16 protein-coding genes and 1 pseudogene are annotated in these 17,331 nt (G+C 64.8%); 10 read left to right on the top strand and 7 right to left on the bottom strand.

All coding sequences use genetic code 11. From position 1 onward, the window contains the following. The first annotated feature begins 43 nt into the window (after window positions 1–43). Genes DB708_RS12220 through DB708_RS12210 form a run of 3 tightly spaced genes read left to right on the top strand, consistent with a single transcriptional unit; the run spans window position 44 to window position 2,397 of the window. Window positions 44–1,189, top strand: a complete 1,146-nt coding sequence (locus DB708_RS12220) for a uroporphyrinogen-III synthase (RefSeq protein ID WP_108922159.1) — start codon at window positions 44–46, stop codon at window positions 1,187–1,189. Further along, window positions 1,186–1,923 (top strand): sirohydrochlorin chelatase, encoded by a 738-nt coding sequence (locus tag DB708_RS12215; protein ID WP_108922158.1) that lies wholly within the window; start codon window positions 1,186–1,188, stop codon window positions 1,921–1,923. Before DB708_RS12220 ends, DB708_RS12215 begins: the two co-directional genes overlap by 4 nt. 24 nt (window positions 1,924–1,947) lie before the next feature. Next, window positions 1,948–2,397: a TetR/AcrR family transcriptional regulator gene (locus DB708_RS12210; RefSeq protein WP_108922157.1), complete on the top strand. Its 450-nt coding sequence runs from the start codon at window positions 1,948–1,950 to the stop codon at window positions 2,395–2,397. Here DB708_RS12210 and nirD read toward each other — a convergent pair. Both nirD and nirB read right to left on the bottom strand, forming a co-directional pair. Beyond that, a complete protein-coding gene (gene nirD, locus DB708_RS12205; protein WP_108922288.1) occupies window positions 2,394–2,750 on the bottom strand; it encodes a nitrite reductase small subunit NirD in 357 nt (118 codons plus the stop codon). The genes DB708_RS12210 and nirD overlap by 4 nt on opposite strands. 14 nt (window positions 2,751–2,764) lie before the next feature. Further along, window positions 2,765–5,295, bottom strand: a pseudogene (gene nirB, locus DB708_RS12200) (nitrite reductase large subunit NirB). A gap of 225 nt (window positions 5,296–5,520) precedes the next feature. On the opposite strand from nirB, the gene DB708_RS12195 reads away from it, so the two are divergent. Continuing rightward, window positions 5,521–5,961, top strand: a complete 441-nt coding sequence (locus DB708_RS12195; protein WP_108922156.1) for an Hsp20/alpha crystallin family protein — start codon at window positions 5,521–5,523, stop codon at window positions 5,959–5,961. 58 nt (window positions 5,962–6,019) lie between these two features. Here the strand turns inward: DB708_RS12195 and DB708_RS12190 are convergent, their stop codons facing one another. Further along, window positions 6,020–6,556 carry a DUF302 domain-containing protein gene (locus DB708_RS12190; protein ID WP_108922155.1) on the bottom strand — a complete coding sequence of 179 codons (537 nt, stop codon included), beginning with the start codon at window positions 6,554–6,556 and terminating at the stop codon, window positions 6,020–6,022. 119 nt (window positions 6,557–6,675) lie between these two features. Here DB708_RS12190 and DB708_RS12185 point away from each other — a divergent pair, with 119 nt between their 5' ends. Continuing rightward, entirely contained in the window at window positions 6,676–7,173 is a 498-nt protein-coding gene (locus DB708_RS12185; RefSeq protein ID WP_108922154.1) for a winged helix-turn-helix transcriptional regulator, read from the top strand. Between the two features lie 4 nt (window positions 7,174–7,177). Here the strand turns inward: DB708_RS12185 and DB708_RS12180 are convergent, their stop codons facing one another. After that, window positions 7,178–7,939, bottom strand: a complete 762-nt coding sequence (locus DB708_RS12180) for an isocitrate lyase/PEP mutase family protein (RefSeq protein WP_108922153.1) — start codon at window positions 7,937–7,939, stop codon at window positions 7,178–7,180. Window positions 7,940–8,052: 113 nt separating this feature from the next. Between DB708_RS12180 and DB708_RS12175 the strand changes: the two genes are divergently transcribed. From DB708_RS12175 to DB708_RS12160, 4 genes are all read left to right on the top strand, one after another. Then, window positions 8,053–8,349, top strand: a complete 297-nt coding sequence (locus DB708_RS12175) for a hypothetical protein (protein WP_108922287.1) — start codon at window positions 8,053–8,055, stop codon at window positions 8,347–8,349. Window positions 8,350–8,439: 90 nt separating this feature from the next. Beyond that, entirely contained in the window at window positions 8,440–9,267 is an 828-nt protein-coding gene (locus DB708_RS12170) for a hypothetical protein (protein WP_108922152.1), read from the top strand. Between the two features lie 43 nt (window positions 9,268–9,310). Then, window positions 9,311–11,227 (top strand): fumarate reductase/succinate dehydrogenase flavoprotein subunit, encoded by a 1,917-nt coding sequence (locus DB708_RS12165; protein WP_108922151.1) that lies wholly within the window; start codon window positions 9,311–9,313, stop codon window positions 11,225–11,227. Then, window positions 11,227–11,973: a succinate dehydrogenase/fumarate reductase iron-sulfur subunit gene (locus tag DB708_RS12160; RefSeq protein ID WP_108922150.1), complete on the top strand. Its 747-nt coding sequence runs from the start codon at window positions 11,227–11,229 to the stop codon at window positions 11,971–11,973. Before DB708_RS12165 ends, DB708_RS12160 begins: the two co-directional genes overlap by 1 nt. A 23-nt stretch (window positions 11,974–11,996) precedes the next feature. Here DB708_RS12160 and DB708_RS12155 read toward each other — a convergent pair whose 3' ends face one another. Further along, window positions 11,997–12,485, bottom strand: coding sequence for a flavin reductase family protein (locus DB708_RS12155; protein ID WP_108922149.1), 489 nt, complete (start codon window positions 12,483–12,485; stop codon window positions 11,997–11,999). Beyond that, window positions 12,482–13,537: an isopenicillin N synthase family dioxygenase gene (locus DB708_RS12150; RefSeq protein ID WP_108922148.1), complete on the bottom strand. Its 1,056-nt coding sequence runs from the start codon at window positions 13,535–13,537 to the stop codon at window positions 12,482–12,484. The genes DB708_RS12155 and DB708_RS12150 overlap by 4 nt, the downstream gene beginning before the upstream one ends. 211 nt (window positions 13,538–13,748) lie before the next feature. On the opposite strand from DB708_RS12150, the gene DB708_RS12145 reads away from it, so the two are divergent. Further along, the gene (locus tag DB708_RS12145) at window positions 13,749–15,584 is read left to right on the top strand and encodes an acyl-CoA dehydrogenase (RefSeq protein WP_108922147.1); all 1,836 of its coding nucleotides are present in this window, start codon (window positions 13,749–13,751) and stop codon (window positions 15,582–15,584) included. A 304-nt stretch (window positions 15,585–15,888) separates the two neighbouring features. Here DB708_RS12145 and DB708_RS12140 read toward each other — a convergent pair whose 3' ends face one another. Beyond that, complete coding sequence (locus DB708_RS12140) at window positions 15,889–17,241, bottom strand: acetyl-CoA C-acetyltransferase (protein ID WP_409347590.1); 1,353 nt, start codon at window positions 17,239–17,241, stop codon at window positions 15,889–15,891. Between the last annotated feature and the right edge of the window lie 90 nt (window positions 17,242–17,331).

The raw sequence follows: 17,331 nt of genomic DNA, 5'->3' as shown, positions 1-17,331 counted from the left end.
GTCAGGTAACGCCGCCGAAATGTCACAGGAATACACAGGTCGTATGGACCAGCCCGGCTCGTCACCGCTTACCGGATACCGGATAGCGGTGACGTCGGCGCGCCGTTCCGAGGAGCTGTGCGCGTTGCTGAGTCGTCAAGGCGCGGAGGTCTCCAGCGCCGCCGCGATCACCATGATCGCGCTGCCCGAAGACGACGAACTGCAGAGCAATACCGAAGCCGTGATCGCCGACCCGCCCGACATCCTGGTCGCCCACACCGGCATCGGTTTCCGCGGCTGGGTGGCCGCGGCCGAGGGTTGGGGCCTGTCCAACCAACTCCTCACATCACTGTCCAAGGCGCGGGTCCTGGCCCGCGGACCGAAAGCGACCGGCGCGCTTCGCGCCGCCGGTCTGCACGAAGAGTGGTCGCCGAAATCCGAGTCCTCCCAAGAGCTCCTCAAGTACCTGCTCGAATCGGGGGTCTCCGGCACGCGCATCGCCGTGCAACTGCATGGCGCCGCCGACGCCTGGGATCCGTTCCCCGAATTCGTCGGCGGGTTAAGTGCCGCCGGTGCCGACGTGGTGCCCATCCGGGTGTACCGATGGAAGTCCACCGCGATGGGCGGCAACTTCGACCAGCTGGTCACCGGAATCGCGCGACGCCAATTCGATGCGGTCAGCTTCACCTCTGCACCCGCTGCGGCCGCGGTGCTGGAACGCAGCCGCGACCTGAATCTCGAAGACCAGGTGATCGAGGCGCTGCGCACCGGTGTGCACGCGATGTGTGTCGGCCCGGTAACAGCACAACCGTTGCACCGTAAGGGGATTCCGACGACAGCGCCCGAGCGAATGCGGCTGGGGGCCCTGGCTCGCCATATCGCCCAGAAACTTCCGCTGCTCGGATCGAGCAGCGTGACGGCCGCGGGCCACGCGATCGAGATCCGCGGAAACTGCGTGCTGGTCGATGGTTCGGTCCAATCGCTGTCCGGATCCGGGATGTCGGTGCTGCGCGCGCTGGCACTCCGGCCCGGCGATGTCGTCGCCCGCGGTGATCTGCTGCGGGTACTGCCCGGCAACAGCAACGACCCGCACGCCGTCGACACCGCCGTGCTACGACTACGAACAGCCTTGGGCGACAAGAACATTGTCGCGACCGTGGTCAAGCGTGGCTACCGGCTCGCGATCGACGAACCGGCGGTATCGTCGTGAGCCTGATCCTTGCCGCGCACGGTACCCGCCGGCCGGGCGGTGTCGCGATGATCGGCGACCTGGCCGCACAGGTGAGCCGGCATCTCGGCCGCCCGGTGCGGGTTGCCTTCGTCGACGTCCTGGGACCCACACCGAGCGAAGTACTTTCCGCGGCCGGTGGCCACCAGGCCATCGTGGTACCCGCGTTCTTGTCCCGCGGCTACCACGTCCGCACGGATGTCCCTGCCCATGTCGCGGCGAGCGGACATCCCAACGTCATCGTCACTCCGGCTTTGGGTCCGGGTGGGGAGATCGCCCGGATCGTCGCCGACCAGCTGATGAATTCCGGTTGGCGCCCCGGTGATTCGGTGATCCTCGGAGCCGCCGGAACATCGGACCCCATTGCCCGCGCCGACCTGCACACCACCGCGACACTGCTGTCCGCGCTCACCGGGTCACGAGTCAGCTTGGGGTTTGCGGCCATTGGCGATCCGCATATCGACGAGGCCGTTCGGATGGCCAGGGCCGACGGTGCGCGTCGCGTCGCGGTCGCCTCCTACCTGCTCGCCGACGGCCTGTTTCAGGAAAGGCTGCGCGGGTGCGGCGCCGACCTGATCACCCGGCCGCTGGGGACTCACCCGCAGCTGGCCCGGTTGATCGCGAGCCGATTCCGCAGGGCGGTACCGGTGGCGGCCCGGCACCCGGTGCGCCATTACCGGCCGGGCGCGCCGACGCCGGCAATGCTTGATCTTTGATCACGCAGGAGTGATCCTGGCAGCATGCCCCGTCGCGAAGAGCCATCGCGTGGGCTCCTTGATCCAGTCGCGAAGATGCTGCGGTTGCCATTCGGCACACCGGAATTCATCGATCGGATCATCACCGGTGGGGTCAACCAGGTAGGACGGCAAACCCTCTACATGCTGATTACCACGTGGGACGCCGCCGGCGGTGGACCGTTTGCGGCCAGCGCGGTCGCCTCCACGGGCATGGCGAAGACGGCCGAAGTGGTGCAAAGCATGTTCATCGGACCGGTTTTCGGCCCGATGCTGAAAATGCTGGGTGCCGACAAAGCCGCGGTGCGGGCCTCGTTGTGCGCCTCACAGCTGGTCGGCCTCGGCATCATGCGCTACGGGGTGCGCTCCGAGCCGCTGCACTCCATGTCGGTCGACGCGCTCGTCGACGCGATCGGGCCGACGATGCAGCGATACCTGGCCGGCGATATCGGCTAAGCAGCCAATCGCGCGATCTGGATTTCTCCGTCATCGTTCACGCGCACCTGGTACACCGGAACCGACACCCGGGGATCGTCCAGGCAGCAACCGTCGTCGAACGCGAAAGCCTGCTTGAGGATGGGTGATTGGACGGTTGCACGACCGCCGCGGTCGCCGACGATCCCACGGGATATCACGGCCGCACCGGAGAACGGGTCGACATTGCCGAGCGCGTGCAGCGAGCCATCGTCCAGACGGAACAGCGCCGCTTGGGAACCGTCGTCGAGCAGCACGCCGACTCCACGACCCGGGATGAGGTGGTCATAGGTGCACGCGGTGGTCCACACCTCGATGTCGTTGAGAATTGTCACGCTGCCTCCTGAATTCACGAACGGACTTTTGGCATGCCAATGGACACAGGGATTTTGCGTCCGGCGTTCTCGGTGAATGTGACTGTCGAATCGATTTCTTCCGGCGCGTTGACGAAGGAGACAAACCGCGAGAGCTTGTCCGGATCTTCGAGTACGCCCTTCCACTCGCACTGGTAGTTGTCCACGTGCCGCTCCATCGCGGCCTCGAATTCCTCGGCCAGGCCCAGGGAGTCCTCGCACACGACCTCGCGCAGGTGATCGAGACCGCCGTATAGGGAGTCGACCCACGGCGCGGTGCGCTGCAGCCGGTCGGCAGTGCGGATGTAGTACATGAGGAACCGGTCGACGTAGCGAACCAGCGTTTCGGTGTCGAGGTCACTCGCCAGCAGCTGGGCATGCTTGGGAGTCATGCCCCCGTTGCCGCCGACGTAGAGGTTCCAGCCCTTTTCCGTGGCGATGACGCCGACGTCCTTGCCGCGTGCCTCGGCGCACTCCCGCGCGCAACCCGAGACGCCCATCTTGATCTTGTGCGGCGCCCGCAAGCCGCGATAGCGCAGCTCCAGGTCGATGGCAAGTTGCACCGAATCCTGCTGGCCTTAGCGACACCAGTCGGTGCCCACGCAGCTCTTCACGGTGCGCAATGACTTGCCGTAGGCGTGGCCGGATTCCATGCCGCCGTCCACCAGCCGTTGCCAGATCTGCGGCAACTGATCCACCCGCGCGCCGAACAGGTCGATCCGCTGGCCACCGGTGATCTTCGTGTAAAGCCCGAAGTCCTGGGCGATCTGGCCGATCAGAATCAGGTGCTCGGGCTTGATGTCGCCGCCGGGAACCCGCGGCACCACCGAGTAGCTGCCGTTCTTCTGAATGTTGGCCAGGAGGCCTGCTCACCTTCGAGGATGTGATCGGAGCCGGTCGAGGCGAGGATGGAGGCGACCACGGGTTTGCAGATGTCGCAACCCCTTCCGCGACCAAACCGCTCCAGCAAACCGGAGAAGGTACGGATCTCGGTGGCCGAGATGATTTCGAAAAGCTCCGCGCGAGACTGGCCGAAGTGCTCGCACAACGCCTTGGACTGTTCCACGCCCTCGGCTTCCAGCAGCGGCACGCACGACCCACACGATGTACCGGCCGCGGTGCACGATTTCAGCGATGCGACGTCACCGCAGCCATCAGCGATCGCACACTTCAGATCACCCTTGGTGACGTTGTTGCAGGAGCAGATCTGTGCCGAATCCGGCAGCGCGCCGACGCCCAATGCCGAAGCGCCTCCGCCGGCTCCCTCCGGCGCGATCAGCGCGAGCGGGTCGCCCGGCAGCTCGCTGCCGACCATCGGCCGCAGCACGCCGTAGGTCGAAGCGTCGCCGACGAGCACCCCACCGAGCAGGGTCTTGGCGTCGTCGGACAGCACCAGCTTGGCGTAGGTCCGGTTCACCGCGTCGTTGATGGCGACCTCGAGGCAGTTCTCGGTCGTTCCCATCGCGTCGCCGAAGCTGGCGACGTCGACGCCGAGCAACTTGAGCTTGGTGGACAGGTCCGCCTCGGGGAACTCCGCGGCGCCATCCAGCAGCCGGTCCACCACGACTTCGGCGGAGGTGTAGCCCGGTGCGACCAGGCCGTAGCACCGTCCGTCGATCGCGGCGACCTCGCCGATCGCATATATGTCGGGATCGCTTGTCCGGCACGATAAGTCGGTAAGTACGCCGCCGCGCTCAGCGAGCGTCAGCCCAGCCGCTGCAGCGAGCTCGTCGCGAGGCCGGATGCCGGCCGCGAAGATCACCGGGCCGGCGTCAATCTCCTGGCCGTCGGTCAGCCGTACCGTCGTCGACGTCGAACCGTCTGCGCGCGAGGCGGATTCAATGGATTGGGTGCCCGTGCCGACATGCACCGCGATCCCGAGCTCGCCGATCATCCGGGCCAGCAGCGCGCCGCCGGCCTCGTCGATCTGCTGGGCCATCAACCTCGGCATCATCTCAATGACGTGTGTTTCCAACCCGAATTGCCGCAACGCATTGGCGGCTTCGAGCCCGAGCAGACCGCCACCGATCACAACACCGGCCGGATTGTGACCGCCGTCACGGGCACTCTCGGCCGCGGCGCGGATGGCGTCGAGGTCGCCCAGTGTCCGATACACGTGGCACGCGGGCAGATCGTGCCCGGGCACCGGCGGCACAAACGCGTAAGAGCCGGTGGCTAAGACAAGGGCGTCGTAGCGGTGCCGTTCGCCGTCGGCGGTCACCACTGACTTTGTCGCGCGGTCGATTTCGGCGACCCGGGCGTTGAGCAGCAGCCGCACCCGCTGATCACCGGCGTAGTCGTTACCGGGCAGTGCCAGCAGGCCCCGGTCCCAGCTTTCGGTGTACGAGGTCAGGCCAACGCGGTCGTAGGCGGCATCGGACTCTTCGGCCAAAACGGTGATCTGCCAAGATCCGTCGGCGTCGCGGGCACGGAGCGCCTCGACCAAACGGTGGCCGACCATGCCGTGCCCGACCACAACCAAGTGACGGGCAGCACACTGCGCACGCGAGTCGGGGGTCGGGGTCATGCCACGAGATTAGGGGTCAGAAATTAAGGAAAAATCGCCCAATGTATCGCTCGTATGACGTGGGTCTCACACCTCACAAGTTCCTGTGTGATGTGTGTTCGCTGCGGGCGAACGAGTAGGTGGAACTTAAGCGGGGTCAACTCAAGTTTTTATCTGTAGCCGGCCGACAATGCGCCGGTCACAGCAAACTCACAATGAAGTTCAAGGAAGCAAAGAGGAGACGACATGAGCAATCTCGCGTTGTGGTCGCGTTCGGCCTGGGACACCGACCGGTGGTTGCGCGACTTTTTCGGCCCGGCCGCGACGGCGGACTGGTACAAGCCAGTGACCAGCGGTTTCAACCCTGCGGCCGAGATCGTGAAGGACGGCGACGACGCGGTGGTACGCCTGGAACTGCCTGGTGTTGATGTCGAGAAGGATGTCAACGTCGAGGTCGACAAGGGCCGCCTGGTAGTCCACGGCGAACACCGCGACCAGTTCGACCAGGAGACGGATGGCCGTATCCTGCGGGAAATCCGCTACGGATCGTTCCGTCGGTCGTTCCAGCTGCCCGCGCACGTCACCGGTGAAGCCATCAAGGCTTCCTACGATGCCGGTGTGTTAACCGTGCGGGTCACCAGCGCTTACGCCGGAACCCAGGCGCAGCGCATCGACATCACCAAGTAATTTCGCAGACGGCCAAAGCCGGCGGAGCCACCAGCCTCGCCGGCTCTTGCCGTACCTATCAGCGGAACGCTTGAGCGGCGTCAATTCCGATGACTCGCAACAGGTTTACTACCTTGCGATCCAGACTCTCGCCGACCTTCGTCACCTCGTCGATGCCGAGGCTGCCGAACGCAGCGCTGGGCTGGTCCATCGAAAAGATCGCGTTGCCATCGGCGTCGGCGTGGATCAGAAGACGTAATGGCGCATACAGCAAGGCTTTCGGGTCATGGCGGAACATCGTCTCGGCGATCGTGTGATTGCCGAGCAGATACTCCACCGATTTGGTGGCATGACCGGCCAGCCTGAAAAAAGCCAGTCCGTCGATCTTGCCGTAGACCATCAGACCGTTCGGCGCGTTGGTCGCCGCGGCCGCAAGGACGTCGTCCCAGCTGCCGCCGCGCTCGGCGATCTCGGCCACCACGGCCCGGTCGACCGGCGGCGCGGCTTTCTCGAAAGCCGCTATGAATTGGTCGAATTCGATGCCGGTGGCGATGTCGATTCGGTTCACGGTGTGCGAGGCCACGGTGAATTCTGCTGTTTTGACGCTGCTTGTCATGGCACTCCTCAAGATTGATCGACCTTCATTGCGCGCTCACCCTAGTGGTTCGGTGAATGAACTAAGTAACTGAACTATACGGTTCGGTGAATGAACTATCAAGGCGTATCATCGAGGCCGTGGCTCTCCCCCGCGAATACCCCAGCGAAAGCTGCCCCATCGCCCGGTCTCTGGAGATCGTCGGCGAGCGCTGGACCCTGTTGATCATGCGCGACGCCTTCTTCGGGGTTCGGCGCTTCAGCGACTTTCGCAACCATCTCGGCATCCCGAAAGCCGTCCTGGCCGACCGACTCACCTTCCTCGTCAAGGAGGAAGTGCTGGCCAAGGCGGACAGCGAGTACGAATTGACCGCCAAGGGCGCTCAGTTGTGGCCGATGATCTGGTCAATGATCAGTTGGGGCAACGAGAACTATCTCGAAAAGCCGAGCAGGCGAACCTATTTGCACGCGGAGTGTGGCGGTGCGATCGGGCAGGATCGCCGCTGCGGGCGTTGCGATCAGATCCCTGACGTCGCCGACCTGATTGTGCACCCGCCGCGGGGCCCGCGTAATCCGAATCGCGACGACTCGGTCACTGTGGCGCTTCGGCGACCGCACCGGATGCTGGAGCCGATCTAGCCCCTCAGGCCCAGCGCGCCAGCAGCTCCTTGACCCGCGGGGACAGCGCGGCCTGCAGGTACGGTCCGAAACTGATCCGGGCGACACCGAGCGGACCGAACGACGCCGGGTCGTCCTGGTCGGGCAGCGCGATCGCGTTGACAGGCAGCGGCAGCTCCGTGGCCAACCGCCGCAGGGTCTCCGGGCTGTGGCGGCCCACCGGGTAGAGCACATCGGCGCCGGCGTCGGCCGCCTCCGTCAATCGCGCCACCGCCCGCTCGACGCGGTCGGAGTCATCACCGTCCTTGCGCACGAAAAGATCGGTACGGGCGTTGATCACGACGTGCACCCCGGCGGCGTCGGCCGCCGACCGCAACGCACCTACTAATTCCGCGTGCTCACCGGCGGACCGCAGGCGCTTGTTCTCGGAGTGCACGGTGTCCTCGATGTTCAGCCCGACGGCGCCCACACTCAGCAGGCCTTCGATCAGGCGCCGGGGCGGCTGACCGTAGCCGGACTCGACGTCCACCGACACCGGGACGTCGACCGCCGCCGTGATCTGGGCAACCCGGGTGAGTACATCGTCGAACGACATACCCTCGTTGTCAGGTTTGCCGATCGAGCCGGCCATCGGATGGCTGCCCACGGTCAGGGCGACGAATCCGGCATCCGTGGCAAGGCGTGCCGACCAGGCATCCCATACGGTCGGCAGCACTACGGGATTGCCTGGCTGGTGCAATTCGAGCAGTGCCGACGCGCGCAGCGCGGCGTTGTTCTGACCTGTCATGGCTGTTTGCTCCGCGATCTGGCCGAGTCGTTTACTCCGACATCAGTCGGGTCCGGTGGATAGTATCGAAAGTCATACTGTGATTCGTGCCACCCTCGGCCCAAGGAGATCTCTTGTCCACCACCACTGAACTCGCCGAACTACACGACCTCATCGGCGGCTTGCGGCGGTGCGTGAGCTCCTTGAAGTCGCGCTACGGCGACAGCCCGGCCATGCGCCGCATCGTTATCGACGCCGACCGGATCATCAGCGACGTCGAATTACCCGACACCGATGTTTCGGAATTGGACTTGGCGCGCGCAACTGTGCAGCACTCCGGCGAAAAGATCACCATTCCCGACACCCAATACGACACCGATTTCTGGCGCGATGTCGACGACGAGGGTGTCGGAGGTCACAACAGGTCCTGACAGCCAAGCCCCCCGAAAATTCGGGGGCCCTCTCTGTGTACCCTTTCGACCAAAGCTTCGTTCAACAGCCCGTTCGAAGAGGAACACTTGATGAGCGCTCCCACTGCGAACCGTCCTGCGTCCGGTGTCTTTTCACCTACCCGCGCCCGCATCCAGCAACGGACCCTACGCACCGACCGGTGGTGGATGTCGCCGTTACGGATCGACCTGGGATTCGCCGCATTCCTTATCTACGCGACGGCGCGCGGGTTGCAGAAGGACTACTTCTACGTCCCGCAGTACCACTACCTGACGCCGTTCTACTCGCCGTGCATGGCGAAGGCATGCGGTGAGGCCAGCGAATTCTGGCCGCAGATCCTGCCGAACTGGTGGTTTGTGCCGTATGCGGCGCTGACGCTGCCGTTCCTGCTGCTGTTCCGGCTCACCTGCTACTACTACCGTGGCGCCTACTACCGAACGGTGTGGCAATCGCCCACCGCGTGCGGTGTGGCCGAACCCCGCGTCCACTACACCGGCGAGACCAAGCTCCCGCTGATCATCCAGAACACCCACCGGTACTTCTTCTACATCGCCGGCGTCATCTCGGTGATCAACACCTACGACGCGATCGTCGCGTTCCACTCCGACAAGGGACCGGGCGGATTCGGCTTCGGTTTGGGCAACGTAATCCTGCTCGGCAACGTCATCATGCTGTGGATCTACACGCTGTCGTGCCATTCGTGCCGGCATGTCACCGGCGGGCGGCTCAAGCACTTCTCCAAGCACCCGGTGCGTTATTGGATCTGGACCCAGGTCAGCGTTATTAACACCCGACACAAGATGTTCGCCTGGATCACGCTGGGCACGCTGATGCTTACCGACTTTTACGTCGCGCTGGTGGCCAGCGGCGCAATTTCTGACCTGAGATTTGTTGGCTGAATCGCCATTTGGAAAAAACCAAAATTTAGCTAGCGAGGGATTTATGTCTGAGGTCGAACGGCACTCCTACGACGTGGTCGTGATCGGTGCCGGCGGCGCGGGTTTGCGCGCGGTCATCGAAGCGCGGGAACGCGGTCTCAAGGTCGCGGTGGTGTCCAAGTCGTTGTTCGGCAAAGCCCACACGGTGATGGCCGAGGGCGGCTGCGCGGCTTCCATGGGCAACACTAACCCCAAGGACAACTGGTCGACCCACTTCGGCGACACGATGCGCGGTGGCAAGTTTCTGAACAACTGGCGGATGGCCGAACTGCACGCCAAGGAGGCACCGGACCGGGTCTGGGAGCTGGAAACCTACGGCGCACTCTTCGACCGCCTCAAGGACGGCAAGATCAGCCAGCGCAACTTCGGTGGGCACACCTACCCACGGCTGGCGCACGTCGGTGACCGCACCGGCCTGGAGCTGATCCGCACCATGCAGCAGAAGATCGTCTCGCTGCAGCAGGAGGATTTCGCCGAGCTCGGTGACTACGAGGCGCGGATCAAGGTATTCGCCGAATGCACGATCACCGAGTTGCTCAAGGACGGCGACGCGATCTCCGGGGCGTTCGGCTACTGGCGGGAGAGCGGCAAGTTCGTCGTCTTCGAGGCGCCCGCGGTGGTACTGGCCACCGGCGGGATCGGCAAGTCCTTCAAGGTCACGTCGAACTCCTGGGAGTACACCGGCGACGGGCACGCACTGGCGCTGCGGGCCGGCGCGACGCTGATCAACATGGAGTTCATCCAGTTCCACCCGACGGGCATGGTGTGGCCGCCGAGTGTGAAGGGGATCCTGGTCACCGAGGGTGTGCGCGGCGACGGCGGAGTGTTGAAGAACTCCGACAGCAAGCGCTTCATGTTCGACTACATCCCCCCGGTGTTCAAGGGCCAGTACGCGGAATCCGAGCAAGAGGCCGACCAGTGGCTCAAAGACAACGACTCGGCCCGCCGCACCCCGGACCTGCTGCCCCGCGATGAGGTCGCCCGCGCGATCAACTCGGAGGTCAAGGCCGGCCGCGGTACCCCGCACGGCGGCGTGTACCTCGACATCGCCTCGCGGTTGACGCGCGAGGAGATCAAGCGGCGGCTGCCGTCGATGTACCACCAGTTCATGGAGCTGGCCGGCGTCGACATCACCAAGGAGCCAATGGAAGTCGGGCCCACCTGTCACTACGTGATGGGCGGTGTCGAGGTCGACCCCGACACCGGTGCGGCCACCGTTGCCGGCCTATTCGCCGCGGGCGAGTGTTCCGGCGGCATGCACGGCTCCAACCGGCTGGGCGGCAACTCGCTGTCAGACCTGCTGGTTTTCGGCCGGCGTGCCGGGCTGGGCGCCGCCGACTACGCCCGCGCTCTGGCCAGCCGCCCGACCGTGCACGAGGATGCCGTCGAGGAAGCCGCGAAGCGGGCGCTGGCACCCTTCGCAGGACCGACGAACGGTGACGCCGCCGAGAACCCGTACACGCTGCAACAGGAACTGCAGCAGTCGATGAACGACCTGGTCGGCATCATCCGTAAATCGGAGGAGATCTCCGAGGCCCTGCAACGACTCACCACACTGCGCGAGCGGTTCAAGCACATCCACGTCGAGGGCAATCGGCGGTACAACCCCGGCTGGAACCTGGCCATCGACTTGCGCAACATGCTGTTGATCAGCGAATGCGTGGCCAAGGCCGCACTGCAACGCACCGAGAGCCGCGGCGGACACACCCGCGACGACCATCCGGGAATGGACTCGACCTGGCGCAAGGTGTTGCTGGTGTGCCGCGCCGCCGGCGGCGACGACGTGATTCCCGACGTCACCGTCACCCGCGAGGACCAGGTGCCGATGCGGTCCGATCTGATGGAGCTCTTTGAGGTCTCCGAGCTGGAGAAGTACTTCACCGACGAAGAGCTGGCCGACCACCCAGGACGGAGAGGCTAATGAGCTACGACGCGACAATGCGGGTCTGGCGCGGCGACGAAGCCGGCGGCTCGCTGGAGAACTTCACGGTCGAGGTCAACGAGGGCGAGGTGGTGCTCGACATCATCCATCGCCTGCAGGCGACCCAGACGCCCGACCTCGCGGTGCGGTGGAACTGCAAGGCCGGCAAGTGCGGATCGTGCTCGGCCGAGATCAATGGCAAGCCGAAGCTGATGTGCATGACCCGGATGTCCACCTTCGAGGAGGACGAGGTCGTGACGGTGACGCCGCTGCGGACCTTCCCGGTGATTCGCGATCTGGTCACCGACGTCTCGTTCAACTACGAAAAGGCCCGTGAGATCCCATCTTTCACGCCGCCCAAGGACCTGCAGCCCGGGGAATACCGGATGGCGCAGGTCGACGTCGCGCGCTCGCAGGAATTCCGCAAGTGCATCGAGTGCTTCCTGTGCCAAAACGTCTGCCACGTGGTCCGCGACCACGAGGAAAACAAGGAGTCGTTCGCCGGGCCCCGCTTCTTGATGCGCATCGCCGAACTCGAGATGCACCCGTTGGATACCCGGGACCGCCGCAACGACGCGCAGGAAGAACACGGCCTGGGCTTCTGCAACATCACCAAGTGCTGCACCGAGGTGTGCCCGGAACACATCAAGATCACCGACAACGCACTGATCCCGATGAAAGAGCGGGTTGCCGACCGCAAATACGACCCGATCGTCTGGCTGGGCAACAAGCTGTTCCGCCGCTGACCGAGGGTGGTGTTGGCGGGTGATCAGATACCGAGGCGGCGAAACGTGCTGCGGTGGAAGATAATTGGTGCCACGCCAGCATCCACGGTCACCTCGCTGACCCGTAGCACCACGATCGTGTGGTCCCCGGCCGGAATCAGTTGCTCGATCGCACTCTCCAGCCATAGTCCGGTGCCCTTGATGAAGACCGCGCCGGAGTCATACGACACCGTGTCCATACCGGCGAACCTGTCGCCGGTCTTGGCGGCCAGGGTGCGCGCGGCCTCGTCGTGGGACTCGCCGAGCACGCTGATGCCCAGCATCGGCAGGTCTTTGAGCTTGGGCCAGGTGGTCGACGTGTTCTGCACGCAGAATGACACCAACGGCGGGTCCAGCGAGACGGGGACGAAGGTACTGGCGGCCAGTCCCACCCGGGTTCCCGAAACCTCCGCCGCGATCGCCACCACACCGGATGGGAAGTGGCCGAAGGCATCACGCAGTGTGGATGGAGTCAGGTTGTTCGGTGCATTCACTGGACTTCATTCGCCCCTTGAGCCGACGACGGTTTCGCCTGTCTGACCCTACCTGCCGAGTATCCGTGCGCCTCGGCCACATCAGGGTGTGCTCGCAGCCTGCTCTTCCAGGCATTTCGACCGTAGACCGAGAAGATCGGGTCGCACGGATTCTCGGTCGGCGTCCAGTATTTATCGGTGCGCGCCGCGAGTTCGCCGGGCAGCGACAGCACCGGTATCTGCGCGTCCAGCCGGGGATTGAAGAAGAACGGCACCGAAATCCGCTCGGCCGCCGGTTCCCGCAGGTTGACCCGGTGCTCGGTGGCGCGCAAGTAGCCGCCGGTCGCGACCTCGAGCAGTTCGCCGATATTGACGATGAAGGCCCCGTCCAGCGGCGCCACATCAACCCAGCCGTCCTGCGCCAGATCGCTGCCCCGTCGCACCTGCAGGCCCTTGCTTTCCGGCTCGGCCAGCAACAGCGTGAGCACCCCGGAGTCCCGGTGCGCACCCACACCCTGTGGGCTGGCCGCGCGGGCGGGATAGCGGATGACCTTGATCAGGGTGGCCGGGGTCTCGGCGAAGGCGTCGTCGAACACGTCAGGCGGACTGCCCAGCGATGCCGCCCAGTGCCGCAGCAGGGTGCGGGCCACCCGCGATAGGGCGGCATCCCACTCCGCGATGATCGCCGGGAGCTCGGGCAGCGACGCCGGCCACTGATTGGGGCCCTGCAGCCACAGGTAGTCGGGCTCGCCCGGACCGCCGATCGGCGAGCGTTCGGGTCCAATATCAATCTGCTCGCGCCAATCCACCTCGCCCAGGGTCCGCTCGCCACCAAGCCGCGTGTAACCACGGAAATGCGGGCTGCGCACCATCGCCACGGCGTCCTTGTCGGCCTGCGGCAGCGCGAACAACTTGCGGGCCACCTCGAACACCCGGGCCACCAGCGTCTGCGGTACGTCGTGGCCGGTCAGATAGAAGAAGCCCACCTCGTGGGCGGCCTCGCGCAGACCCTCGCGCAACACGCCGGTAGGGGCCGCGAGATCGACAACGGGTAAGGCGGTGACGCTCTTCACACCAGTCACGCTTCAATTATCGCCGCAGGTAGATCGCCTGTCGAAGGCGTGAGCTGGGCCATCCCAACCGGTTGGTTAATTAGGCAGTGAAATCTAGATCACAGTCACTTGCGCTGATGTCACAGCCCGATATATTTTTAGCGGAGTTACTGGTGGGTAACTTAGCCAAGTACCCAACCACAGCGTGGCATTCTCAACGAGGAGGAGAGTAGTGAGCCACTACAAGAGCAACGTCCGCGACCAGGTATTCAACCTCTTTGAGGTGCTGGGAGTCGACAAGATGCTAGGTGAAGGTGAATACACCGACCTGGACGCCGACACCGCCCGGGAAATGTTGAACGAGGTCAGCCGACTGGCCGAAGGGCCGATCGCGGACTCGTTCGTCGAGGGTGACCGCAACCCGCCGGTCTTCGACCCCGAGGCTCACTCGGTGAGCCTGCCCGAGTCATTCAAGAAGTCGGTTCGTGCGGTCCAAGATGGCGGCTGGGACAAGGTCGGCCTCGACGAGGCCCTCGGCGGCGTGCCCGCGCCCAAGTCACTGCTGTGGGCCCTGCACGAGCACATCCTCGGCGCCAACCCGGCGGTGTGGATGTATGCCGGCGGCGCCGGTTTCGCCAACATCCTGTACCACCTCGGCACCGAGGAGCAGAAGAAATGGGCCGTGCTGTGCGCTGAGCGCGGCTGGGGTTCGACCATGGTGCTCACCGAGCCGGACGCCGGCTCGGACGTCGGTGCCGGCCGGACCAAAGCGGTGCAGCAGGAAGACGGTTCCTGGCACATCGACGGGGTCAAGAGGTTCATCACCTCGGCCGACTCCGGCGACCTGTTCGAGAACATCTTCCACCTGGTGCTGGCCCGTCCGGAGGGCGCTGGTCCCGGTACCAAGGGTCTGTCGCTGTTCTTCGTGCCCAAGTTCCTGTTCGACTTCGAGACCGGTGCCATCGGCGAGCGCAACGGCGCTTTCGTCACCAACGTCGAGCACAAGATGGGCCTCAAGGTCTCCGCGACCTGCGAATTGACCTTCGGTCAGCACGGCGTGCCCGCGAAGGGATGGCTGGTCGGCGAGGTGCACCACGGCATCGCGCAGATGTTCGAGGTCATCGAGCAGGCCCGCATGATGGTCGGTACCAAGGCGATCGCCACCCTGTCGACCGGGTACCTGAACGCGCTGGACTACGCCAAGGAGCGGGTGCAGGGCGCCGACATGACCCAGATGACCGACAAGGCCGCGCCGCGCGTGACCATCACGCACCACCCGGACGTACGCCGTTCGCTGATGACTCAGAAGGCCTACGCCGAGGGTCTGCGTACGCTGTATCTGTTCACCGCGACCTACCAGGACGCCGCGGTCGCCGAGGCGCTGCACGGTGTGGACGCCAACCTGGCTGTCCGGGTCAACGACCTGATGCTTCCGGTGGTCAAGGGTGTGGGCTCCGAGCAGGCCTACGCGAAGCTGACCGAGAGCCTGCAGACGTTCGGCGGGTCCGGCTTCCTGCAGGACTACCCGATCGAGCAGTACATCCGCGACGCGAAGATCGACTCGCTCTATGAGGGCACCACGGCCATCCAGGCGCAGGACTTCTTCTTCCGCAAGATCGTGCGCGACAAGGGTCAGGCCCTGGCGCACGTATCCGAGCAGATTCAGGAGTTCGTCGACAGCGAGGCCGGTAACGGGCGGCTGAAGACCGAACGGGAACACCTGGCCAAGGCCTTGGCTGACGTCCAATCGATGGCGGCCACGCTGACCGGCTACCTGATGGAGGCACAGCAGGACGTCACCAGCCTTTACAAGGTGGGCCTGGGTTCGGTGCGCTTCCTGATGAGCGTTGGCGACCTGGTCATCGGCTGGCTGCTGCAGCGTCAGGCCGCGGTGGCCGTCGCCGCACTCGACGCCGGCGCCAGCGGCACCGAGCGGTCCTTCTACGAGGGCAAGGTCGCGGTGGCGTCGTTCTTCGCGAAGAACTTCCTGCCGCTGTTGGCCAGCACCCGCGAGGTGATCGAGACACTGGACAACGACATCATGGAGCTCGACGAGGCCGCCTTCTAAGCCGGCTGGACTACACGCAAAATCCCCCGCTTCCACGCTGAAGCGGGGGATTTTGGGTCTTTGGGGCGCGATACCAAAAAGGCCGCCGCTGGATCCCCTCACTCCAGCGGCGGCCCTTTTCGTACGCCCGTCTTTTCATCCAGGCGCGGCATCGGGGATGGCTCGTGCTGCAGTCGGAGTCGGGGGTCAGACCACAACACAAGGCAATCCGGACATCGGTTACCCATCCCCCGGCGTTACTAATCCGCTGTGACGAACTTCATTCGTCGCTGCGTGGGCTAGACCGCCGCAGCGGATGCGCAGGTCAAGCCTCTAAAATGGCGGCCACGCCCTGGCCGCCGGCCGCACAGATCGAGATCAGCGCGCGGACCGGTCCCTCGCCTTTGCGCTCCGCCTTCTTCTCGGCAAGCTGCTTAGCGGCCTGGGCGAGAATCCGGCCGCCGGTAGCCGCGAACGGATGGCCGGCGGCCAAGGACGAGCCGTTGACGTTGAGCTTGGAGCGGTCAATCGAGCCGAGAGCGGCGTCCAGACCCAGCCGCTCCTTGCAGTACTCCTCGGACTCCCACGCCTGCAGATGCGCCAGCACCACCGAAGCAAAGGCCTCATGGATCTCGTAGAAGTCAAAATCCTGCAGGCTGAGCCCGTTGCGAGCCAGCAGCCTGGGCACCGCATAGGTCGGCGCCATCAGCAGCCCGTCACGCCCGTTGACGTAGTCGACCGCGGCGGTCTCCGCATCCACCAGGAATGCCAGCGCGGGCAATGAGTGATCGGCCGCCCACTGTTCGGTTGCCAGCAGGGCGACCGAGGCGCCGTCGGTCAACGGCGTCGAGTTGCCTGCCGTCATCGTCGCGTCACCGGCCTTCACGCCGAATACCGGGCGCAGCGTAGCGAGCTTCTCCACGCTGGACTTGGCTCGCAGATTGTCGTCGCGGTACAGCCCTAGGAAAGGTGTGACGAGGTCATCGAAAAAGCCTCGGTCGTAGGCGGCGGCCATGTTGCGGTGGCTGGCGACGGCCAACTCGTCCTGGTCGACCCGCTTGATCCCCAGCTGCTTGGCGGTAATGGCGGCATGCTCGCCCATCGACAGCCCGGTGCGCGGCTCGCTGTTGGCCGGGATTTCGACACCCAGGGTGGCGGGCAGCGTGCCCACCAGCTTCAGCCGTTGCAGGTTGGATTTGGCCCGGCGCAACTTCAGCAGGGTGCGGCGCAGGTTGTTCCCCAGGCCGATCGGCGGGTCGGACGTGGTGTCCACCCCGCCGGCGGCGGCGACGTCATAGCGACCCGACGCGATGCCGTCGGCCGCGGCGATGGCCGCTTGCAGTCCGGTGCCGCAGGCCTGCTGAATATCGAATGCCGGTGTATACGAAGACAATTCAGAGCCAAGCACACACTCACGCATCAGGTTGAAGTCTCGGCTGTGTTTGAGCACGGCACCGCCGACGACCACGCCCAGCCGCTCGCCGCTCAGACCGAATCGGTCCACCAGCCCGCCCAGGGCCGCGGTAAACATGTCCTGATTGGACGCCTCGGCATAGGCACCGTCCGACCGTGCGAAGGGAAGGCGATTACCGCCCAACACGGCGACGCGTCGACGGGACTTCAAACTCGTCTGAGCAGCCTGATCAATTGCCTCAGAACTTGCAGGGGCCACGTTCATCTCCAGTTTTCAGTTTGGGGGATTGGCCGTTGGGACCCATACTACCCACGGTTCTTACTCTGCAGTAAGTTCGTCCCCGATACGGTTGGC

This window comes from Mycobacterium montefiorense, assembly GCF_003112775.1.
GTDB classification, from domain to species: domain Bacteria; phylum Actinomycetota; class Actinomycetes; order Mycobacteriales; family Mycobacteriaceae; genus Mycobacterium; species Mycobacterium montefiorense.
Note: the sequence above shows the minus strand (reverse complement) of the source record. Positions and strands in the feature narration are given on the sequence as shown.